This is a genomic window from Streptomyces sp. MMBL 11-1, assembly GCF_028622875.1.
Lineage (GTDB): Bacteria > Actinomycetota > Actinomycetes > Streptomycetales > Streptomycetaceae > Streptomyces.
The window spans coordinates 1,712,073-1,734,035 of the sequence record NZ_CP117709.1; the positions used below are offsets into that span (position 1 = coordinate 1,712,073).

17 protein-coding genes are annotated in these 21,963 nt (G+C 71.8%); 4 read left to right on the forward strand and 13 right to left on the reverse strand.

Features of this window, described 5'->3' with window-relative positions; all coding sequences use genetic code 11:
- Positions 1-5 precede the first annotated feature (5 nt).
- The 13 genes from PSQ21_RS07285 to rsmH form a co-directional block, all read right to left on the reverse strand.
- Positions 6-725: a YggS family pyridoxal phosphate-dependent enzyme gene (locus PSQ21_RS07285; RefSeq protein ID WP_274029588.1), complete on the reverse strand. Its 720-nt coding sequence runs from the start codon at positions 723-725 to the stop codon at positions 6-8.
- Positions 726-731: 6 nt separating this feature from the next.
- On the reverse strand, positions 732-1,472 hold the full coding sequence (gene pgeF / locus PSQ21_RS07290) for a peptidoglycan editing factor PgeF (RefSeq protein ID WP_274029589.1): 741 nt from the start codon (positions 1,470-1,472) through the stop codon (positions 732-734).
- On the reverse strand, positions 1,469-2,692 hold the full coding sequence (gene ftsZ, locus PSQ21_RS07295) for a cell division protein FtsZ (RefSeq protein WP_274029590.1): 1,224 nt from the start codon (positions 2,690-2,692) through the stop codon (positions 1,469-1,471). Before ftsZ ends, pgeF begins: the two co-directional genes overlap by 4 nt.
- 276 nt (positions 2,693-2,968) lie before the next feature.
- On the reverse strand, positions 2,969-3,763 hold the full coding sequence (locus PSQ21_RS07300; protein WP_274029592.1) for a cell division protein FtsQ/DivIB: 795 nt from the start codon (positions 3,761-3,763) through the stop codon (positions 2,969-2,971).
- A 62-nt stretch (positions 3,764-3,825) separates the two neighbouring features.
- Positions 3,826-4,914 (reverse strand): undecaprenyldiphospho-muramoylpentapeptide beta-N-acetylglucosaminyltransferase, encoded by a 1,089-nt coding sequence (gene murG, locus PSQ21_RS07305; RefSeq protein ID WP_007451369.1) that lies wholly within the window; start codon positions 4,912-4,914, stop codon positions 3,826-3,828.
- 6 nt (positions 4,915-4,920) lie between these two features.
- Positions 4,921-6,366: a putative lipid II flippase FtsW gene (gene ftsW, locus PSQ21_RS07310; protein WP_274029594.1), complete on the reverse strand. Its 1,446-nt coding sequence runs from the start codon at positions 6,364-6,366 to the stop codon at positions 4,921-4,923.
- A 64-nt stretch (positions 6,367-6,430) separates the two neighbouring features.
- Positions 6,431-7,876: a UDP-N-acetylmuramoyl-L-alanine--D-glutamate ligase gene (gene murD, locus PSQ21_RS07315; protein ID WP_274029595.1), complete on the reverse strand. Its 1,446-nt coding sequence runs from the start codon at positions 7,874-7,876 to the stop codon at positions 6,431-6,433.
- Positions 7,858-8,928 (reverse strand): phospho-N-acetylmuramoyl-pentapeptide-transferase, encoded by a 1,071-nt coding sequence (gene mraY, locus PSQ21_RS07320; RefSeq protein WP_274029596.1) that lies wholly within the window; start codon positions 8,926-8,928, stop codon positions 7,858-7,860. The genes murD and mraY overlap by 19 nt, the downstream gene beginning before the upstream one ends.
- Positions 8,925-10,346: a UDP-N-acetylmuramoyl-tripeptide--D-alanyl-D-alanine ligase gene (locus PSQ21_RS07325; protein ID WP_274029597.1), complete on the reverse strand. Its 1,422-nt coding sequence runs from the start codon at positions 10,344-10,346 to the stop codon at positions 8,925-8,927. The genes mraY and PSQ21_RS07325 overlap by 4 nt, the downstream gene beginning before the upstream one ends.
- Positions 10,347-10,350: 4 nt before the next feature.
- On the reverse strand, positions 10,351-11,922 hold the full coding sequence (locus PSQ21_RS07330) for a UDP-N-acetylmuramoyl-L-alanyl-D-glutamate--2,6-diaminopimelate ligase (protein ID WP_274029598.1): 1,572 nt from the start codon (positions 11,920-11,922) through the stop codon (positions 10,351-10,353).
- Between the two features lie 187 nt (positions 11,923-12,109).
- Complete coding sequence (locus tag PSQ21_RS07335) at positions 12,110-14,098, reverse strand: peptidoglycan D,D-transpeptidase FtsI family protein (RefSeq protein ID WP_274029599.1); 1,989 nt, start codon at positions 14,096-14,098, stop codon at positions 12,110-12,112.
- A gap of 4 nt (positions 14,099-14,102) precedes the next feature.
- Positions 14,103-14,672: an FtsB family cell division protein gene (locus PSQ21_RS07340; protein WP_274029600.1), complete on the reverse strand. Its 570-nt coding sequence runs from the start codon at positions 14,670-14,672 to the stop codon at positions 14,103-14,105.
- 61 nt (positions 14,673-14,733) lie between these two features.
- On the reverse strand, positions 14,734-15,699 hold the full coding sequence (gene rsmH / locus PSQ21_RS07345; RefSeq protein ID WP_274029601.1) for a 16S rRNA (cytosine(1402)-N(4))-methyltransferase RsmH: 966 nt from the start codon (positions 15,697-15,699) through the stop codon (positions 14,734-14,736).
- Between the two features lie 429 nt (positions 15,700-16,128).
- Between rsmH and PSQ21_RS07350 the strand changes: the two genes are divergently transcribed.
- The 4 genes from PSQ21_RS07350 to PSQ21_RS07365 all read left to right on the forward strand — a co-directional run bounded on the left by PSQ21_RS07350 (position 16,129) and on the right by PSQ21_RS07365 (position 21,775).
- A complete protein-coding gene (locus PSQ21_RS07350) occupies positions 16,129-16,692 on the forward strand; it encodes a beta-class carbonic anhydrase (protein WP_274029602.1) in 564 nt (187 codons plus the stop codon).
- A 249-nt stretch (positions 16,693-16,941) separates the two neighbouring features.
- Positions 16,942-17,994 (forward strand): AAA family ATPase, encoded by a 1,053-nt coding sequence (locus PSQ21_RS07355; RefSeq protein ID WP_097866598.1) that lies wholly within the window; start codon positions 16,942-16,944, stop codon positions 17,992-17,994.
- Positions 17,994-19,361, forward strand: a complete 1,368-nt coding sequence (locus tag PSQ21_RS07360; RefSeq protein WP_274029603.1) for a DUF58 domain-containing protein — start codon at positions 17,994-17,996, stop codon at positions 19,359-19,361. The genes PSQ21_RS07355 and PSQ21_RS07360 overlap by 1 nt, the downstream gene beginning before the upstream one ends.
- Positions 19,358-21,775, forward strand: a complete 2,418-nt coding sequence (locus PSQ21_RS07365; RefSeq protein ID WP_274029604.1) for a transglutaminase TgpA family protein — start codon at positions 19,358-19,360, stop codon at positions 21,773-21,775. Before PSQ21_RS07360 ends, PSQ21_RS07365 begins: the two co-directional genes overlap by 4 nt.
- The last annotated feature ends 188 nt before the right edge of the window (positions 21,776-21,963 follow it).

Consider the following 21,963-nt stretch of genomic DNA (forward strand, 5'->3'; position numbering starts at 1 on the left):
CGACGTTACCCGAGCCGGGGTCGGACTCCGAGTACCGCCGTACCGACGCGTACATGTGTCGCTCCGGCCGCCACCGCGTCCTCCAGGTCCCCGCTCATACCTGCGGAGACCATGTTCGCAGCCGGATGACCGGCGCGCAGGCGGGATGAGATTTCCATCAGCCGGTCGAAGGCGGCCCGTTGCCGGCCCGCGTACTCCCCGGCCAGCGGCGCCACGGTCATCAGTCCGTCGACCCGGAGTCCGGGAGCCGCGCCGATCGCGGCCGCCAACTCCTCGACCCCGTCCGGCGCGACGCCGCCGCGCTCGCCACGCGCGCCGCTCTCCGCGTCCAGGGCGACCTGGATCAGGCAGCCGAGTTCGCGCTCGGCGCGCACCGCGGCGGCGGAGAGGGCGGTGACCAGCTTGGTGCGGTCCACCGACTGCACGACATCGGCATAACTGGTCACAGAACGAACCTTGTTCGTCTGCAGTTGTCCGACAAAGTGCCATGTCAGCGAAAGATCCGCACAAGCGGTGGCTTTGGGGGCGGCGTCCTGGTCACGATTCTCCGCGACATGACGCACACCGAGTTCACGCAGGATCCGCACATCGCTCGCGGGGTAGGTCTTGGTGACCACGATCAGGGTCACTTCCTCGCGCTTGCGACCGGCCGCGGCGCAGGAGGAGGCGATTCTTTCCTCCACCTGTGCCAGATTCGCGGCGAGTTGAGCCTTACGGTCCGTCATGCCCTATCAGTCCAACCAGACATATCCGGCGAGCCGCCCGGTGGTGCGGTCGCGGCGGTACGAGAAATGGTCGCCCGATTCCAGCGTGCAGTACGGCGAGGAGTGCCGGTCCGCCACACCGAGGGCGGCGAGCTGGGCGTGGACTCCACCGGTGACATCAACGGCCGGGGTACCCCAGCTGGTCTCGGACCAGGTACCGGGAACGGCCCCGGCGACCTCGGCCCGCATCGTCTCCGGCACCTCGTAACACCGTCCGCAGACGGCCGGTCCGGTGTGCGCGGTGATCCGGGAGGGGTGTGCGCCGAGCGCGACCATGGCCTCCACCGCCGCTGGAACGACTCCGGCGACCAGTCCCGGCCGCCCGGCGTGCGCCGCCCCGACGACTCCGGCGACCGGGTCGGCGAGAAGAACGGGGGTGCAGTCGGCGGTGAGGACCGCGAGCGGCAGCCCGCGCCGGGCGGTCACCACCGCGTCCACGGCCGGAATCTCCGCGTCCGCACTCCAGGGGCCGTCCACCACCGCGACGTCCCGGCCGTGCACCTGGTTCATCCACACGACGCGGGCCGGGTCGAGGCCGAGTCGGCCGGCCGCACGCTCCCGGTTCGCGCCGACGGCGGCGGGGTCGTCGCCGACCGCGCCGCCGAGGTTGAGCTCACCGTACGGAGCGGCGCTCACTCCGCCCCACCGGTCGGTGAAGGCGAAGTGAGCGCTGCCCGTGACGGGTTCCGCCCGGTGCTGAGCTATCACTTCAAGAAGTCCGGAACGTCCAGCTCTTCGGCCTGGGTGTCCTGGTAGGGACGGGCCGGCGGGACGTGCGGCGGCGAGACCGGCCCGAGCGCGCTCTCGCTCGAGGCCGACGCGGGGGCGGGCTCGGCCGGAGCCGGGCTCTCCTCGCGCGGAGGCACGGAACCGAGTCCGCCCGTCGGGCGCGGGGACTCGACGGAGGACCTGGCCGGGGCGGCCGGCTCCTCGCGCTTGTTGCTGTTCGCGCCGAGGACGTTCTCCCGGCGGGCGGGCGGCTGCCCGCCGTCGAAGCCCGCCGCGATCACGGTGACCCGTACCTCGTCGCCCAGGGCGTCGTCGATGACGGCGCCGAAAATGATGTTGGCCTCGGGGTGCGCGGCCTCGCTCACCAGCTGGGCGGCCTCGTTGATCTCGAAGAGACCGAGGTCGCTGCCGCCGGAGATGGAGAGGAGGACACCGCGGGCGCCGTCGATGGAGGCTTCCAGGAGGGGCGAGGAGATCGCCATCTCCGCCGCCGCCACCGCGCGGTCGTCGCCGCGTGCCGAGCCGATGCCCATGAGCGCCGATCCGGCCTCGGACATGACCGACTTGACGTCGGCGAAGTCGAGGTTGATCAGACCCGGGGTGGTGATGAGGTCGGTGATGCCCTGGACACCCGAGAGCAGCACCTGGTCGGCCGACTTGAACGCGTCGAGCACGCTGACCTGGCGGTCCGAGATGGACAGCAGGCGGTCGTTGGGAATGACGATGAGGGTGTCGACCTCTTCGCGGAGTTCGGCGATGCCGTCCTCCGCCTGGTTCGCGCGTCGCCGGCCCTCGAAGGTGAACGGGCGGGTGACCACGCCGATCGTGAGGGCGCCGAGCGAGCGCGCGATGTTGGCGACGACTGGTGCGCCGCCGGTGCCGGTGCCGCCGCCTTCTCCGGCGGTGACGAAGACCATGTCGGCCCCCTTGAGGACCTCCTCGATCTCCTCACGGTGGTCCTCTGCCGCCTTACGACCGACGGCCGGGTTCGCCCCGGCGCCGAGGCCTCGGGTGAGTTCACGGCCGACGTCGAGCTTGACGTCGGCGTCGCTCATCAACAGGGCTTGTGCGTCCGTGTTGATCGCGATGAACTCGACGCCCTTGAGACCGACCTCGATCATTCGGTTGATGGCATTGACACCACCGCCGCCGACACCGATGACCTTGATGACTGCGAGGTAGTTCTGCGGTGCTGCCACGTCGAAGGCCTCTCGCCTCGAGTTACGTGTCGTCGCTCCGCGGTAGCTCCGCGGCGACGACTGATGTCGATGGGGACGGTCCGAACGCCGACCCAAACCCTAACGTTGAAGTTTAGGGTTACCGGTGTGCCTGCTTCCTGGACTCTTCCGAACAGGACACTAAGTCGACAAGTGGCGCACGTTCAACGAACACGCCGAACCTCCCGTTTTTCTTTTCACCCTATGTGATCACCCGTAGCGCTGACCAACCAGGGTGCTGGCCAGCACAAATACCCGTCAACTCGCCGATACCGCCGGGGCGGTGGGAGCGCTTATGTCGAAGTGTCCCACTTTGGGAGCGGCTTTCATGAGTGCGGTGAGGACGCGCGCCTTCACCGGTCCGTCTTCGCCGCTCCCCCAGGTCACCACACGATCCCGGGTGAGCAGCAAGGAGATCGCGTCGTACGAAGTGACCCGTACGGCCTCGGTGTCCTCGGCCACAGCTGCCGGAAGGTCGCCGACGACGCGGACCGCTTCCCGCAACAGACCGTCACCACCGAAGCGGCGCAGGCTCGCGGACGGTTCGGGAGTCAGCTCCAGCAGAGGCACGCCCTTCGGGGCCTTGTCCACGGTGGCGAAGCGCACGCCCTTGGCGTCCACTTCCACGAACGCACCGTCCTTCTCGACCAGCAGGACCGGCTTCCGTTCGGTCACCTTAAGGCCGATGCCGTCCGGCCAGGACCGAACGACATCAACTGTGTCGATACGAGGCAACTTCTGGCGCAACCGCCGCTCCATGGCGTCGGTGTCCACGGAGACCAGCGGGGCGCCGATCGGCGTGGCGGCAACCGCTTCCACTTCTTCGCGGGTCAGGACCTCGACTCCGCTCGTGCCGACCTTCTCGACGCGGAGCCAGGAGGAGCCGTAGAGCACCCAGATCACGAACGCGGTGAACAGGGCGGCCGCGACGCCGATCAGGATCAGCAGGGTGCGGCGGCTGATCCGGGGCTCGTCGGGGCCGGTCCGCGGCGGGCGGGCGGAGGTGTCCGCCCGCCCGGGTGCGCCGCGCTGGGCGGTCGTCGGTCCGGCCACGCTCGCTCCTTCGCCGGACCCGTGGCGCCCGCCCCGGGTCCGCACCGCATCGCGCCGGGCGCCTAGCGGCGCGCGGCAATCGCTTCGTACACCATGCCGACGAGCAGGTCGTCGGCGTCGCGCCGGCCGAACTCGGCAGCGGCGCGGGACATTTCGTACAGCCGGTGAGGGTCCGACAGTACCGGCAGGACGTTGCCCTGCACCCACTCCGGGGTGAGCGCCGCGTCGTCCACCAGCAGGCCGCCGCCGGCGTTGACCACCGGCTGGGCGTTGAGCCGCTGTTCACCGTTGCCGATGGGCAGCGGCACGTAGGCGGCGGGGAGCCCGACGGCGGAGAGTTCGGCGACGGTCATCGCGCCCGCGCGACAGAGCATCATGTCGGCCGCGGCGTACGCGAGGTCCATCCGGTCCACGTACGGTACCGGGATGTAGGGCGGCATCCCGGGCATGTTGTCGATCCGCGGCAATTCGTTCTTCGGGCCGACCACATGGAGGATCTGGATCCCGGAACGCTGCAGCAGCGGCGCGACCCGCTGGACCACCTCGTTGAGGTGGCGCGCGCCCTGCGATCCGCCGGAGACCAGCAGCGTGGGCAGGTTGGGGTCGAGGCCGAAGGAGGCGCGGGCCTCCGGGCGGACCCGGGCGCGGTCCAGGGTCGCGATGGTGCGGCGCAGCGGGATGCCGATGTAGCGGGCGCCGCGCAGCTTGCTGTCGGGGGTGGAGACGGCGACCCCGTGGGCGTACCGCGAGCCGATCTTGTTGGCCAGGCCCGGGCGGGCGTTGGCCTCGTGGACGACGATCGGCACACCGGCCCGCTTGGCGGCCAGGTAGCCGGGCAGGGCGACGTAGCCGCCGAAGCCGACCACGCAGTCCGCCTTGGTCCGCTCCAGGATCTGCTCGGCCGCCTTGATGGTGCCGCGCAGCCGGCCCGGGACGGTGATCAGTTCGGGCGTGGGCTTACGGGGCAGCGGCACGGCCGGGATGAGCGCCAGCTCGTACCCCCGCTCGGGCACGAGTCTGGTCTCCAGTCCGCGTTCCGTGCCGAGGGCAGTGATTCCCACGGTCGGGTCCTGCCTGCGCAGGGCGTCTGCGAGGGCAAGCGCGGGCTCGATGTGTCCGGCGGTCCCCCCGCCGGCGAGTACGACATGCACCGAAATTCACCGCTCTCCGGACGGACGCTTCTTGACGCGCCGTCTCATCGTCTTCCATCTCACCCCGGGCTTCCGCATGGCCAGGGCCGCCTTGGCGGCTGGGTCCTCCCGTGCGAAGGCGATCATCAGCCCGACCGCGAACATCGTCGGCAGCAGGGCCGACCCCCCGTAGGAGAACAGCGGGAGCGGAACCCCGGCGATCGGCAACAGACCGAGCACCGCACCGATGTTGATCACGGCCTGGGCCGTGATCCACGTGGTCACGCCTCCCGCGGCAAACCTCACGAAGGGGTCCTCCGTGCGTCCGGCCACGCGGATACCCGCATAGCCTAGAGCCGCGAACAGGGCGAGCACCGACAACGTCCCCGCCAGACCCAGTTCCTCACCGGTGATCGCGAAGATGAAGTCGGTGTGGGGTTCCGGGAGTTGACCCCATTTTTCCACACTCGCACCCAGCCCGGAACCGAACCATCCGCCGGACGCCAGAGCATAGATCCCATGTGCGGCCTGCCAGCAGCCGCCCTCCGGATCGGGTTCGCTCACCCCCATGCAGGCGAGCCGGGACATCCGGTTGGGGCTGGTCCTGATCAGCAGGAACGCGAGGACGGAGGCGAAGCCGAGCACCGCGGCGAACAGCCGGGTGGGGGCGCCGGCCAGCCAGAGCAGACCGAACAGGATCGCTGTGAGAATGATCGCGGTTCCCATGTCGCCGCCGAGCATGATCAGTCCGAGCAGCATGAAGGCGACCGGCACGAGCGGCACGAGCATGTGCTTCCACTGCGTCAGCAACCGCTTGTCCTGCTTGCGGGCCAGCAGGTCCGCCGCCCACAGGATGAGGGCCAGCTTGCCGAACTCGCTGGGCTGGAGCTGGAAGGGGCCGCCCAGGTAGAGCCAGTTCTGGTTGCCGTTGACCGACATCCCTATCCCCGGCACCTGGACCAGGACCATCAGGAAGACGGTGACCATCAGTATCGGGTAGGCCAGCGCACGGTGGAGCTTCACGGGCATCCGGGCGGCGAGCAGCATCAGCGCGCCCCCGATGACCGCGGCGAGGAACTGCTTGCCGAAGAAGTAGGTCGAGGGCTTGCTGATGTCCAGCGCCTTGATCATCGAGGCGGAGTAGACCATCACCAGGCCCAGCACGGTGATCAGGAGGCTGGAGCCGAGGATCACGTAGTAGGCGGTCAGGGGCCGGTCCCAGGCCCGCCGTGCCCGCTCGTAGGCCCGGCGCGGTCCGCCGCCGCGCCCGGTGCGCGGGGGCCGGGGCCCCGTGCCGCCGCGTCCGGAGCCGCGGGACGTCTCCGGACGCCGGGCTCCGGTGGCGAGGCGCCCGCGCAGGGCGAGCCCGTCGGGCAGCGGTACTCCGGCGGGTGCGGGCGACGCGGCGAGGGGGCGGGGTACCGAGGCCCGTGCGCGGTCCCGCCGTACGGCGAATCTCTCGTCGGCCGGCATTGTCGCTGTCCCCTCCACTGCTCGTGCCCGGGGCCCGTGACCCCGGGCGCGGAGGCCCGGTCGGTCAGGCGCTCTCGTCGGCGCGTGCGCGGACCGCGTCCGCGAACGCCTCGCCCCGCTTGTTGTAGTTGGTGAACATGTCCATCGAGGCACAGGCCGGGGCCAGCAGTACCGTATCCCCCGGCCGGGCGAGCGCGGCCGCCCGTGCGACCGCTTCGGACATCGCCCCAGTGTCGGTCCGGTCGAGGTCGACCACCGGGACTTCGGGGGCGTGTCGCGTCAGGGCTTCGCGGATCAGCGCCCGGTCGGCGCCGATCAGCACGACCCCGCGCAGCCGCTTCGCCGCACCGGCGACCAGCTCGTCGAACGTGGCGCCCTTGGCCAGTCCGCCCGCGATCCAGACGATGGAGTCGTAGGCGGCGAGGGAGGCCTCGGTGGCATGGGTGTTGGTGGCCTTGGAGTCGTCCACGTAACGGACTTCGTCGATGTCCGCGATGTGTTCGATGCGGTGGGCGTCCGGCCGGAAGGCGCGCAGTCCGTCGCGGACGGCGGCCGGCTCCACGCCGAAGGCGCGGGCGAGGGCGGCGGCGGCGAGGGCGTTGGCGATGTTGTGCGGGGCCGGCGGGTCGACGTCGGTGACCTCGGCCAGTTCCTGGGCCTGCTTCTGGCGGTTGGCGACGAACGCCCGGTCGACGAGGATGCCGTCCACCACGCCGAGCTGCGAGGGGCCGGGGGCGCCGAGGGTGAAGCCGATGGCGCGGCAGCCCTCTTCGACGTCCGCCTCGCGCACCAGGTCCTCGGTGGCCGGGTCGGCCGCGTTGTAGACGCAGGCGACCGTGTTGCCCTCGTAGACACGGCCCTTGTCGGCGGCGTACGCCTCCATCGAGCCGTGCCAGTCGAGGTGGTCCGGCGCCAGGTTGAGGACGGCCGCCGAGTGCGCGCGGGGGGAGGGCGCCCAGTGCAGCTGGTAGCTGGAGAGTTCGACGGCGAGGACGTCGTACTCGGTCTCGCCGAGCACCGCGTCCAGCAGCGATACGCCGATGTTGCCGACGGCGGCGGTGCGCAGGCCCGCCGCCTCAAGGATCGACGCCAGCATCCGTACGGTCGTGGTCTTGCCGTTGGTGCCGGTGACCGCGAGCCAGGGAGCGGCCTTCCGGCCGTTCGTTCCGCGCAGTCGCCAGGCCAGTTCGACGTCGCCCCAGACCGGGACGCCCGCCTCAGCGGCAGCCAGGAAGAGCGGCTTGTCCGGCTGCCAGCCGGGGGCGGTGACGACGAGTTCCGTGGACGGCGGCAGCGTCGCGCCGTCGCCGAGGCGCACGGTGATGCCGAGCGCCTCCAGTCCGGCCGCCTGCGCGCGGGCGCGTTCGTCGTCGCCGTCGTTGACGACGGTGACGAGCGCACCGCGCTCGTGCAGGGCGCGGGCCGCGGGAATGCCGCTGACGCCGAGCCCCGCGACGGTGACATGCTTGCCCTGCCAGTCCACGGTGCTGCTCACTTCTTGGCTGCCCATCCCGCGTAGAAGAGGCCGAGGCCGACGATCACGCACATGCCCTGGATGATCCAGAAGCGGACCACGACCAGGACTTCGGACCACCCCTTGAGTTCGAAGTGGTGCTGGAGCGGCGCCATCCGGAAGACCCGCTTGCCGGTCATCTTGAACGAACCGACCTGGATGACCACGGACATGGTGATCATCACGAACAGGCCGCCGAGGACGGCCATCAGGAGCTCGGTGCGGGAGAGGATCGCGAGGCCCGCGATCGCGCCGCCGAGGGCGAGCGAGCCGGTGTCGCCCATGAAGATCTTGGCGGGCGAGGTGTTCCACCACAGGAAGCCGAAGCAGGCGCCCATCAGGGCGGCGGCGACGACGGCGAGGTCGAGCGGGTCGCGTACTTCGAAGCAGGCACTGGGGTTGGTCAGCTTGTCCGCGTTGGCGCAGGACTCCTGGAACTGCCAGAGGCCGATGAAGGTGTAGGCGCCGAAGACCATCACGGAGGCGCCGGTGGCCAGTCCGTCGAGGCCGTCGGTGAGGTTCACGCCGTTGGACATGGCGAGGATCATGAACAGCGCCCAGACGCAGAAGAGCACCGGGCCGATCGACCAGCCGAAGTCCTCCACGAAGGAGAGCCGGTCGGAGGCCGGGGTGCTGCCCGCTGAGTTGGGGAACTGGAGCGAGAGCACCGCGAAGGCGATGCCGACGATCAGCTGTCCCGCCATCTTCGCCTTGGCCCGCAGACCGAGCGAACGCTGCTTGACGATCTTGATGTAGTCGTCGAGGAACCCGACGAGCCCCATGCCGGTCATGAGGAACAGCACGAGGACGCCGGAGTAGCGGATGTCCTCTCCCGTGAGGACCTTCGCGAGGAGGTACGCGATGACCGTCGCCAGGATGAAGGCGATGCCGCCCATCGTGGGCGTGCCCTTCTTGCTGCCGTGGGTGCGCGGGCCGTCGTCCCGGATGAACTGCCCGTATCCCTTGCGGGCCAGCAGCTTGATCAGCAGCGGAGTACCGACCAGGGTCAGGAAGAGCCCGATGGCCCCCGCGAAGAGGATCTGCCTCATCGGCCGGCGACCTCGCCCTCGGTCGAGTTCTCCAGCAGTGCCTGGGCGACCTTCTCCAGGCCGACCGACCGGGACGCCTTCACCAGCACGACGTCTCCCGGGCGCAGTTCACTGCGCAACAGGTCGACGGCCGCCTGTGCGTCGGACACGTGCACCGACTCCTCACCCCACGAACCCTCGTTATATGCGCCCAGTTGCAGCCAGGAGGCTTCTCTCCCCCCGACAGCGACGAGCTTGCTGACGTTGAGCCGGACGGCGAGCCGTCCGACCGCGTCGTGCTCGGCGAGCGACGCGTCACCGAGCTCGGCCATCTGACCGAGCACCGCCCAGGTGCGTCCCCCGTCGGCCCCTCGGGCCTGGCCCATGGCAGCCAGCGCACGCAGTGCGGCTCTCATGGATTCGGGGTTCGCGTTGTAGGCGTCGTTGACGATCGTCACACCGTCCGGACGCTCGGTGACCTCCATGCGCCAGCGGGAGAGGGTGCCCGCCTCCGAGAGCGCCTCGGCGATCTCGGTCACGGACATGCCCAACTCATGGGCGACGGCGGCCGCGGCGAGCGCGTTCGACACGTGGTGCTCACCGTACAGGCGCATGGTCACGTCGCTGCACCCGGTGGGTGTGTGGAGCTCGAAGGCGGGCCGCCCGTCGGCGGTCATCCTGACCTTCTCGCCCCGTACGTCCGCTTCCGGGGCTTCTCCGAAGAGCAGGACGCGTGCCCGGGTGCGCGAGGCCATGGCGCGGACGAGCGGGTCGTCCGCGTTGAGCACGGCGCAGCCGTCCTCGGGCAGGACCTCGACCAGCTCGCCCTTGGCCTGGGCGATGGCCTCCCGGCTGCCGAACTCGCCGAGGTGGGCGGAGCCGACGTTGAGGACCAGGCCGATGCGGGGCGGTGTGAGGTTGGCCAGATAGTGGATGTGGCCGACGCCGCGGGCCCCCATCTCCAGGACCAGGTGCTCGGTCTCGGCGGTGGCGGTCAGCGCCGTGACCGGCAGGCCGATCTCGTTGTTGAGGGAGCCGGGCGTCCAGACGGTCGGGCCCTTGCGCTGGAGGAGCTGCGCGATCAGGTCCTTGGTGGACGTCTTGCCGGCGGATCCGGTGAGGCCGACGACGGTGGTGCCGAGGCGTTCGACGACGGCACGGGCGAGGGCTCCGAGGGCGCCGACGACATCGTCCACGACGATCGCTGGAACGCCGACGGGGCGGGCCGCCAGCACGGCTGCCGCGCCTGCCTCGACGGCGCGCTGGGCGTAGTCGTGGCCGTCGACCCGTTCGCCGGCGAACGCGGCGAACAGGCTGCCGGGGGCGACCTCGCGGGAGTCGATGACGACGGGTCCGGTCACGGTGACTGCCGGATCCGGTATGTCGTACGACTGCCCGCCGACGATTTCGGCGATCTCGGCGAGGGAAAGGGTGATCACTTGGTCATCCCTGACTGTTGTTCTCGAGGTGAGGGGCACGGTCCGCGGCGCCGGGACGCGCCAGGGACCGCTCGATGGCTGCGTGCAGGACCTTGCGGTCGTCGAAGGCGCGTACCACCCCGTGGATGTCCTGGCCCTGTTCGTGCCCCTTGCCCGCGACGAGGACGGTGTCGCCCGCCTCCGCGCGGGCGACGGCGGCGGCGATGGCCGAAGCTCGGTCGGCGTCGACCAGCACGTCGCCGCGCTCGTGGACGGGCACCTCGGCGGCTCCGGAGAGCATCGCGGCGAGGATCGCGAGGGGGTCCTCGGAGCGGGGGTTGTCGGAGGTCAGCACGGCGGTGTCGGCGAGCCGGGCGGCTGCCGCGCCCATCGGGCCGCGCTTGGTGGTGTCGCGGTCGCCGCCGCAGCCGAGGACGATGTGCACCTTGCCCTCGGTGACCTTGCGCAGGGAGCGCAGTACGGACTCGACGGCGTCGGTCTTGTGCGCGTAGTCGACGACGGCGAGGTAGGGCTGTCCGGCGTCCACCCGCTCCAGCCGGCCGGGGACCCCGGGGACGGCCGCGATGCCGTCGGCGGCGGTCTGCGGGTCGACGCCCGCGACGGCCAGCGTGACGATCGCGGCGAGGGTGTTGGCGACGTTGAACGGGCCGGGCAGCGGGGCGCGGGCGGTGATCCGCTCGCCCTTCGGGCCGACGGCGGTGAAGGTGCTGTCGTGCGGTCCGACCTCGACGTCCTCGGCGTGCCAGTCGGCGTCCGGGTGGCCCTCGGCGGAGAAGCTGGTGACGGGCACCCCGGACTCGGTCAGGAGCCTGCGGCCGTACTCGTCGTCGAAGTTCACGACGCCGCGGTGGCTGCGTTCGGGGGTGAACAGCTGGGCCTTGGCCTGGAAGTAGTCCTCCATGCCGGAGTGGAACTCCATGTGCTCCGGGCTGAGGTTGTTGAAGACGGCGACGTCGAAGACGCAGCCGTCGACCCGGCCGAGCACCAGGGCGTGGCTGGAGACCTCCATCGCGACGGCCTCGACGCCGCGTTCGCGCATGACGGCGAACAGCGCCTGGAGGTCGGTGGCTTCGGGGGTGGTGCGCTCGGACTTGATGCGCTCGTCGCCGATCCGCATCTCGACGGTGCCGATCAGCCCGGTGGGGCGCCCGGCCGCGCGCAGTCCGCCCTCGACGAGGTACGCGGTGGTGGTCTTGCCGGAGGTTCCGGTGATGCCGAGCTGGAGGAGGCCGATGCCGGGCCGACCGTAGATGTCGGCGGCCAGCTCGCCCATCACGGCGCGCGGGTCCTCGGTGACCAGCACCGGCAGACCGGTGGCCGCGGCGCGCTCGGCGCCCGCGGGGTCGGTGAGGACGGCCGCGGCGCCGAGGCCCGCGGCCTGGGCCGCGAAGTCGGCGCCGTGGAAGCGGGCGCCGGGCAGGGCCGCGTACACGTCGCCCGGGCGCACGGCCCGCGAGTCGTGCGTGATGCCGGTGACCTCGCCGGTCCCGGCCGCTTCGACGCCTAGCCGGTCTGCCAGCTCGCCGAGGGGGGTGGGCCGGAGCCGGTCCGGTCGGGGCGCTCCCGGGTAGGTCACAGGCGCGTCCTTCTGAGAGGTTTGGGGCTGATCAGCGTGGGGCACGGCGGTGAGCGTACCGGGCCGGTGCGGCGTCTCGCGAAGCGAGGGACCCCCGTTGCGGTGGTTCTCGTTCCGGTTCCCGGGATCGGGGGTGATGGTTGTCACTGAGGGTTCCCTTGGAGGAGATGCTCGCGCATCCCCGTGTTCACTCGCCGGGCTTGAAGGACACCGGCAGCCGGGGCGGCTCGCTGCCGGACGGTGGGGTCTGGAGCGTCTTGAGCGCGAACTCCATGACCTGCTTGTAGATCGGGCCGCAGATCTGGCCGCCGAAGTAGCTGCCCTTGGTGGGGTTCTGGATCGCGCAGTAGACGGTGACCTGTGGGTTGTCGGCAGGGGCGAAGCCCGCGAAGGAGGCGGTGTAGCCCTTGTAGACGCCGCGGACGGGGTCGACGCGGTTGGCGGTGCCGGTCTTGCCCGCGACCCGGTAGCCGGGGATGGCGGCCTTGGTGCCGGTCCCTTCGCGGTCGTCGACGACGGACTCCAGCATCGTCGCCAGGGTCTTGGCGGTCTTCTCGCTGACCACCCGGTTCTCCTCGGGGGCCTCGGCGGCCGTGAAGCGGCCGTCGGAGCCCTTGGCGCCGCGGACGAGGGTGGGGGCGATCCGTACGCCGCCGTTGGCGATGGTGGAGTAGACCGAGGCGGCCTGGACGGCGTTGAGGGAGAGGCCCTGGCCGAAGGGGATCGTGTACTGCTGCGAGGTCGACCAGTCCTTGGGGTGGGCCAGCAGTCCGGGCGACTCCCCGGGGTAGCCGAGCCCGGTCCTGGAGCCGAGGCCGAACTTGCGCAGGTAGGAGTAGAGGACCTGGTTGGCCTCCGCCTGGGTCTTGCCGAGCTGGCCGGTCGCCAGGATGGTGCCGATGTTGCTGGACTTGGCGAGGACCCCGTTGAGCGTGAGGTACCAGGTGGGGTGGTCCACGTCGTCCTTGAAGAGCCGGTCGCCGCGGTGCAGCCGGTTGGGGACGGTGACGTGGGTGCCGGGTGTGGCGGCCTTCTCCTCCAGTACGGCGGCCATGGACATGACCTTGCTGGTGGAGCCGGGCTCGTACACGTCCTGGAGCGCCGCGTTGCCGAGGGAGGCGGCGGTCGCCTGGGAGAGGTCGTTGGGGTCGTAGCCGGGGGCGTTGGCCATGGCCAGCAGCTCGCCGGTCCGGGTGTTCTGCACGATGACGTAGCCGCGGTCGGCCTTGGACTTCTCGACCTGGTCGCTGATGGCCTTCTGGGCGGCCCACTGGATGTCGCGGTCGATGGTCAGCTCGATGTCGGAGCCGGGCACGGCCGGGATCTCGCTGCTGCCCGCGGTGGGGACCCGGCGGCCGCCGGCCTGGGCGTAGCGGATCTTGCCGTCCTTGCCCGCGAGTTCCTCGTTCAGCTGCGATTCGAGGCCACCGCCGCCCTTGCCGTCGGCGCTGACGAATCCCAGTATCCCGGCGGCGAGGTCCCCGTTGGGGTAGACGCGCTTGGTGGTGGGCACCTGGAGGACGCCGGCCAGGACGTTGGCTCCGGGGCCGCCCTTGAGCTTGTCCTCGTACGCCTTCTCGGCGAAGACGGACTTGAGGTCCTTGATCTGCTTCCAGACCTGGGGGGTCTGCCGGTGGGCGAGGACGGTGTAGCGGCTCTTGGGCGTCGAGAGCTTCTTGACCAGCTCGTCGACGTCCTTGCCGAGGATCGGGGCGAGCAGCGCCGCGGCCTGCTGGGGCGCGTCGGGCGCGTGGCTCTCCTCGGGCGTGAACAGCTTGGGGTCGGCCGTGATGTTGTGCGCGTCCACGCTGGTGGCGAGCGCGACGCCCTTGCGGTCGGTGATCTCGCCGCGCTCGGCGGCGACCGTGTACTCCAGGTAACGGTTCTTCTCGGCCTTGGCCGCGTACGCGCTGGCGTCGACGGCCTGGACCTGGAGCAGGCGGGCCACGAAGGCCAGCATGACCAGCGTCAGCCCGAGGCTGACGAGCCGCAGCCGGGGGCGGGGGCTGCCGAGGCGCAGGGAGCGCGGTGTGCCTCCGCGCGCGGAGGTGCGCCCCGGCGTGGGGCGGGGGCGGCGGGCCGGTGGGCGCGCGCCGGAGCGGCCGGATCCTGATCCCCCGCTGCGGGGGCGGGCCGGTCCGGGTACGCGGCGGCGCGGCGGTTCCTTGGGCGGCACTGCGTCACCTGCCGGGGCTCGTCGGGGGCGGGGGGCTCTCCGCCCCCGGGGCGGTTGCGGGGCCGGACTCGGTCGCGGGGACGGATCCGGAGGACGGGGCGGAGCCGGAGGGGCCGGCCGCGGCCCCGGAGGCGTCGGGGTCCGGTGCGGCGTCCGTCGGAGCGCCCGGGCTCGGCGTGGGGCTGGGGCTCGGCGACGGCGGGGCGGTGGCCTCGGAGGGCTCGCCGCGGACCGTGCCGTCGGGGTTCAGGAAGGCGGGGCTGCCGCCGGGAACCATGCCCAGCTCCCGGGCTCGGCGCTCCAGGGCGTCGGGCTGGGAACGGCTGTCGACGTCGCGCTGGAGCGCCTGCTGCTCGTCGGTGAGCTCGGTGGTCTCCCGCTTCAGCTCGCTGAGCCTGAACGAACCTTCGTTGAGCGCCGAGTTCAGCAGGAGCAGGGTGATGAGCCCGCCGCCCAGGAGCAGGACGACCAGCAGCACGAAGGGGGTGCGGGCCGCGGTGCTGGGCCCGGTGGACGGCATCAGCCGGGCGAGCCGCGCGGCCCGCCCCTTCAGCGGTGCGGCCGGCTTGCTCACCGCACGGCTCCCCTGCCGCCCGGCGCTGGGCGGCCGCTGCGCTTCGGGGGGCGCCGGGTGCTCATCGCTCCTCCGCGCGGATGCGCTGGGCGCCGCGCAGCCGGGCGGGGGCGGCGCGCCGGTTCTCGGCGACCTCCTCCTCGGTGGGCAGCTCGGCGCCCCGGGTGAGCTGCTTGAGCCGGGGCTGGTAGCGCTCGGGGACGACGGGCAGTCCGGGGGGCGCGGTGTTGGCGGCGCCGGCCGCGAAGACCTGCTTGACCAGCCGGTCCTCCAGCGAGTGGTAGGACAGCACGGCGATACGGCCGCCGACGTCGAGGCACTCAACGGCGGCCGGGATGGCCCGCTCCAGGACGCTCAGCTCGCCGTTGACCTCGATGCGCAGGGCCTGGAAGGTCCGCTTCGCGGGGTTGCCCCCGGTGCGCTTGGCGGCCTGCGGCAGCGCGTCGCGGATCAGCTCGACGAGCCGGGCACTGTTGCTGAACGGCTCCTTCTCGCGTTCGCGTACGACGACGGAGACGATCCGCTTGGCCTGCTTCTCCTCGCCGTACGCGCGCAGGATGCGGACCAGTTCGCCGGGCGGGTAGGTGTTGAGCACCTCGGCGGCGCCCATGCCGGTGCTCTGGTCCATCCGCATGTCGAGCGGGGCGTCCTGGGCGTACGCGAATCCGCGGTCGGCCTCGTCCAGTTGCATGGAGGAGACGCCGAGGTCGAACAGCACACCCTGGACCTTCGGGACCCCGAGCCGCGCCAGGACCTCGGGAAGCTCGTCGTAGACCGCGTGGACGAGCGTGGCCCGGTCACCGTAGGGGGCGAGCCGTTCGCCGGAGAGGCGGAGCGCCTCCTTGTCGCGGTCCAGGGCGATCAGCCGGGCGGTGGGGAAGGAGGCGAGCAGCGCCTCGCTGTGGCCGCCGAGGCCGAGGGTGCAGTCGACGACCACGGGCTCCGGGCGGGCCGGGTCCTGGAGAGCCGGGGCCAACAGGTCCAGACACCTCTGGAGCATCACGGGGACGTGTCGGGTCTGGCTCAATGCGCCCTCTCAGGCTCTGTCCCGCGCGGCCGGCACGTACGTCCTGGTCCCCGCCCGCCCTGAAGGGGAGGTCCGCCGGCGCCGGGGAAGAGGCGTCGGCCGACCGAGAGCGGGAGAGGGCCGGGTCGCACGTACGCCGCACATCACGGGGGAAATACGGAATATGCAGGAGGTACAGGGGGTGCGATGGGGCAGTGGATACGAGGGGTGGTTGGTGACTTCGCGTTACTTTAGTCCACCCTGCCATTCGATCGATGCGCGATCAACGAACCGGGCAGCGAGTCGTGCCACCCGTCCGGATGCGGCGAACTCACCCGAACGGGCGCATCCCCGGGAGTCTTGTGGGTTAGCTCACAACAAGCCGAGTTGACGTTCTTTGTCCGCTCTCACAGCACGCCCGGCCCAGGCGGGAAGGCTAACGTCGTATCCATGTCGACTTCTGCTCACTCTCCCGCCGAGTCCATGACATCCACCGCCGCGGCGGTCCGCGAGGGGGGCCAGGTCACCGACCGGCTCATCGAACTGAACGCCGGATACGCGAAGGACTTCCGCGATCCGGGCATGGACGCGCGTCCCGTCCTCCAGGTGGCCGTGGTCGCCTGCATGGACGCCCGTCTCGACCTGCACGCGGCGCTCGGCCTGGAGCTCGGGGACTGCCACACCATCCGTAACGCGGGCGGCGTGGTCACCGACGACGTGATCCGCTCCCTGACCATCAGCCAGCGGGCGCTCGGCACCCGCAGCGTGATCCTCATCCACCACACCAACTGCGGCCTGGAGTCCCTCACCGAGGACTTCCGGCAGGAACTGGAGCGCGAGGTGGGCCAGCGTCCGGTCTGGGCGGTGGAGGCCTACACGGACGCCGACCAGGACGTACGCCAGTCGATGCAGCGGGTGCGCACCTCGCCGTTCCTGCTCCACACCGACGACGTGCGCGGGTTCGTCTTCGACGTGACCACCGGCCTGCTGCGCGAGATCCCCTCCGCCTCCTGAACGCACTCACCCGGCTTCCCGGCCCTCCGTCGCACCTCACGCACGCATCACCGCGCCTCGCGATGCCGAAATCGCGACAGACGCTGACTTTTCACACCCACTTATCCACAGGCGAGTGACACGAAGCGGTAACGGCAACAAGAATGCGGGTGTGACACCCCCGGGCAGTCCGGAGGAGTGTCCGATTTCCGGGGTGGGCCGCGCGGGTACGCGCGACGGCCCCTGCGCAAAAGGGCCGAGGAGGGCCGGGTGACGACCTATGACGATCGAGCGAGCCTCACGGATCTGACCACCACAGCAGAGCGGGTGCGCAGGTCGGTCGAGGGGGTGATCGAGGGCAAGCCCGAGGTCGTACGGCTATCGCTGACCGTGCTCCTCGCCGAGGGGCATCTCCTCATCGAGGATGTCCCCGGTGTCGGCAAGACCATGCTGGCCAAGGCGCTGGCGCGGTCCATCGACTGTTCGGTGCGACGGATCCAGTTCACGCCGGACCTGCTGCCCTCGGACATCACCGGTGTGTCGATCTTCGACCAGCAGCGGCGGGACTTCGAGTTCAAGCCGGGTGCGATCTTCGCCCAGATCGTGATCGGCGACGAGATCAACCGCGCCTCGCCGAAGACGCAGTCGGCGCTTCTGGAGTCGATGGAGGAGCGCCAGGTCACCATCGACGGACACTCCTACGAGCTGCCCGACCCGTTCATGGTGGTCGCCACCCAGAACCCGGTCGAGATGGAGGGCACCTACCCGCTGCCCGAGGCCCAGCGCGACCGGTTCATGGCCCGGGTCTCCATCGGCTACCCCAGCCCGGAGGCCGAGCTCCAGATGCTCGACGTGCACGGGGGCATCTCCCCGCTGGACGACCTCCAGCCGGTGGCCCACGCGCACGACATCGTGAAGCTGATCGACGCCGTCCGTACGGTGCATGTGGCCGACGCCGTGCGGCGCTACGCCGTGGAGCTCGTCGGAGCCACCCGGAGCCACCCCGACCTCAGACTCGGCGCCTCCCCGCGCGCGACGCTGCACCTGCTGCGGGCCGCGAAGGCGTCCGCCGCGCTCAGCGGGCGCGACTACGCCCTGCCGGACGACGTCCAGGCGCTGGCCACGCCGGTGCTCGCGCACCGGCTGCTGCCCACCGCCCAGGCCCAGCTGAACCGCCGCACGGCGGAGCAGGTGGTCCTGGAGATCATCCAGCGCACCCCCGTGCCGACCTCGGCCGGCGGCACCGCGCCGCCCGCTCCGGGCGGGCAGGGGCCGGGCCGCCCGCTCTACCACCAGCACCAGCCCGGGGCACGGCAGCTGTGATGGCGGCCGGCGAGCCCGGCGCCGTGGAGGACGGCGACAGGAAGGGCGGCCTCCGGGCGGCCCTGGGCGGACTGACCACCCGGGGACGCTCGTTCCTGGCCGCCGGGCTGGCCGCCGCCGTCTGCGCGTACGTCCTGGGTCAGGGCGATCTGCTGCGGGTCGGGCTGCTGCTGGCCGTGCTGCCCCTGGTCTGCGTGAGCGTGCTCTACCGCACCCGCTACCGGGTGACGGGCACCCGGCGGCTCTCGCCGTCCCGGGTGGCCGCGGGCGCGGAGGCCCGGGTGCATCTGCGGATGGAGAATATCTCCCGACTGCCCACCGGACTGCTGATGCTCCAGGACCGTGTTCCGTACGTCCTCGGTCCGCGCCCCCGCTTCGTCCTGGACCGGGTGGAGGCGGGCGGCCGGCGCGAGGTGTCCTACCGGGTCCGCTCCGACCTGCGCGGACGCTATCCGCTGGGCCCGTTGCAGCTGCGGCTCAGCGACCCGTTCGGGATGTGCGAGCTGACCCGCTCCTTCAGCGCGTACGACACCCTCGTCGTCATCCCGCGCACGGTGCCGCTGCCCGCACTGCGGCTGGCGGGCGAGGCATCCGGATACGGCGACGGACGGCAGCGGTCCCTCGCGCTGGCGGGCGAGGACGACATCATTCCGCGCGGCTACCGGCACGGCGACGACCTGCGCCGGGTCCACTGGCGCTCCACCGCCCGCCACGGCGAGCTGATGGTGCGCCGTGAGGAACAGCCGCAGCGGGCCAGGTGCACGGTCCTGCTGGACACCCGGGGGATCGGCTACCAGGGGGCCGGGCCCGACTCGGCCTTCGAATGGGCGGTCTCCGGGGCGGCCTCGGCGCTCGTGCACATGCTGGAGCGCGGCTTCGCCGTACGGCTGCTCACGGACGACGGGAACGCGGTGCCCGGTGAGGGGTCGGGCGGATTCGCGGGCTCGACCCAGGAGTCCGCGGACTCGGCGGGGCTGATGCTCGACACGCTCGCGGTGGTCGGCCATTCCGACGGCGGGGGCCTCTCGCGCGCCCATGACGTGCTGCGCGGGGGCAACGAGGGACTGCTCATCGCCTTCTTCGGCGATCTGGACGAGGAACAGGCCGCGGTCGCGGCCCGGATGCGGCAGCGGGCCGGGGCCGGGGTCGCCTTCGTCCTGGACAGCGCCGCCTGGGCCGGCGGCGGGCACGAGGCGGGGCGGGCCGAGGAGCGGCTGCGACGGCTGCGCGAGTCGGGCTGGATCGCGGTGCCCGTGGAGCCGGGGGCCGAACTGCCCGCGTTGTGGCAGGTGGCGGGCGGGATGCGCACGGATTCGAAATCCGCCACGAGCGGCGGCCCGACAGGTTTCCCGGGGGGATGGTCATGAGCGGGCGGGCCAGGCTGGCGCTGTGCGCCTATGCGGCGACGCTGCTGGCGGCGGGGGCGCTGATCCCGCTGGTGAAGGGGGCCGACTGGCTGGTGCAGGCGGCGGTGCTGCTCGGTGTCCAGAGCGGGGTGGGCGCCCTCGCGCGCCGGGTGCCGCTGGCGAGGACGCTGACCATCGGCGTCCAGACGCTGGTCACCCTGCTTCTGCTGACGCTGGTGTTCGTCCGGGACCACGCCCTGTTCGGGGTGGTGCCGGGGCCGGGGGCGCTCATGCGGCTCGGTGAGCTGCTGGTGGCGGGCGGGGAGGACGTCGGCACGTACGCCGTCCCGGCCCCGATGACCGACGGCATCAAGCTGATGGTGGTCAGCGGGGTGGTCCTGATCGGTCTCGCCGTGGACGCCCTGGCGGTGACCTTCCGCAGCGCGGCCCCGGCCGGGCTGCCCCTCCTCGCCCTGTATTCGGTCGCGGCCGGTCTCTCCGACGGCGGGGCGAGCTGGCTGTGGTTCCTGCTGGCCGCCTCCGGCTATCTGCTGCTCCTGCTGGCGGAGGGCCGGGACCGGCTCTCCCAGTGGGGCCGCGTCTTCGGCGGCGCCGCGCGGAATTCGGGCGGTCTGGCCGACGGGGTGGCCGGGGTGAGGGGAGGCTCCTCCCCCGTCCGGACCGGGCGGCGGATCGGCGTGTTCGCGCTCGGTATCGCCCTGGTGGCTCCGCTGGCCCTGCCCGCCCTGGACAGCGGCCTGCTGGGCGGCGACGGCCCGGGGAACGGCAGGGGCAGCGGTGGCGGCACCATCTCGGCGGTCAATCCGCTGGTCTCGCTGCAGAACAACCTCAACCAGCCGGACAACCGGGAGGTGATGACGTACCGCAGCAACATCGAGGACCCGCAGAGCCTCTATCTCCGGATCCTGGCCCTGGACGAGTTCAACGGCAGCGAGTGGCGTTCCTCCACCCGTCGGCTGACGGACGTTCCCGACCGCCTCCCGCAGCCCACCGGGCTGGGCAGGGACGTCTCCGTCACCGAGGTCCGGACGAACATCTCCGCGTCGCCCTCCTACCAGCAGACCTATCTGCCGCTCCCCTACCCGGCCAGCGAGGTCCGCGTCGGCGGTCGCTGGCGGTACGAGCCCGAGGGCCGCACCCTGGTCGGCGACGACGGGCAGACCACGCGCGGCGCGCGGTACGAGGTCGGCAGTCTGGTCGTCGAACCCACGGCGGCGCAGCTCGCGGCCGCGGGTTCGCCGCCCCAGGAGCTGGTCCGTGAGTACACCCAGGTGCCCGGCTCGCTGCCGAAGGTGGTCGCCGAGACCGCCGAGCAGGTCACCGAAGGCACGTCCAACGCCTACGAACAGGCCGTGAAGCTCCAGGACTGGTTCGCGTCCGACGGCGGCTTCACCTACGACACGACGGTCACCTCGGGGACGGGGTCGTCCGCCATCGCCCGGTTCCTCCGCGACCGGGAGGGCTTCTGCGTCCACTTCTCGTTCTCGATGGCCGCGATGGCCCGGACGCTGGGCATCCCGGCACGGGTAGCGGTGGGCTTCACCCCGGGCACCATGAAGGGGGACGGGGCGATCTCGGTGGGGCTGCGCGACGCGCACGCCTGGCCCGAGCTGTATTTCGAGGGCGTCGGGTGGACCCGGTTCGAGCCCACCCCGAGCCGGGGCAGCACTCCCTCGTGGACCCGGCCCGAGGTCCCCACGGACAGCGCGAGCGACGCGGCCCAGCCCTCCGCGGACACGTCCGCCGAACCGTCCGCGGCGTCCTCCGCCGAGGACAGCTGCCCGCCGCAGTTGCGTCAGGAAGGCGGGTGCGGTCCCTCGCAGGATCCGGGGGCGGCGCTGCCGACCGACCGGGGTACTCCGATCTGGAGAGTGCCGCTGCTGGTTCTCGCGGCGGTCGTGGTGCTGGTCCTGCCGCTGTCGCCGTTGCTGTGGCGGACCCGGACGCGGAATCGCCGGCTGGGCTCCGGAGGCCGGACGCCGGCGGACGCCGCCGCGCGGACACTGGCGGTCTGGCGGGAGATCACCGACGCGGCCTGGGACCACGGCATCGCGCCGGACGAGTCGCTGACGCCCCGGAAGGCTGCGGCCCGGATCGTACGGCTCGGCCGCCTCGACACCACCGCGGCCGAGGCGGTGCACCGGATCGCGGGCTCGGTGGAGCAGGTGCTGTACGCCCCGGAGCCGCGTCCGGCGGCCGGACTGGCCGAGGACGCCGCAGCGGTACGGGCGGGGCTGCGGGCAACAGCGGGCCGCTCCACCCGGCTGCGGGCGACACTGCTGCCCCGTTCGTCCGTCCGGGTGGTGTGGGCCCTCACGGAGCGCCGCACGGTGCTCGCGGAGCGATGGGCGAGCCGCCCGGGAGCCGGTCGTTGGACGGCCCGGATGCGGCGGCTCACGCGTCAGCACAGCTGAGGCGGCCCGGGGGGCGCGCACGACAGAGCCTCCGGGCCCACCCTTGCGAAAGGGCGGGCCCGGAGGCCCGGCGCTGTCGGGCGCCGGCGCTCCGGCCGACGGCGTGGACGGGGCTCATGGGCCCCGTCCGGTGACGGCTGAGGGGCGGCCGCGGAAAAGCGGCCGCCCCTCACCCATCGGTGTCATAC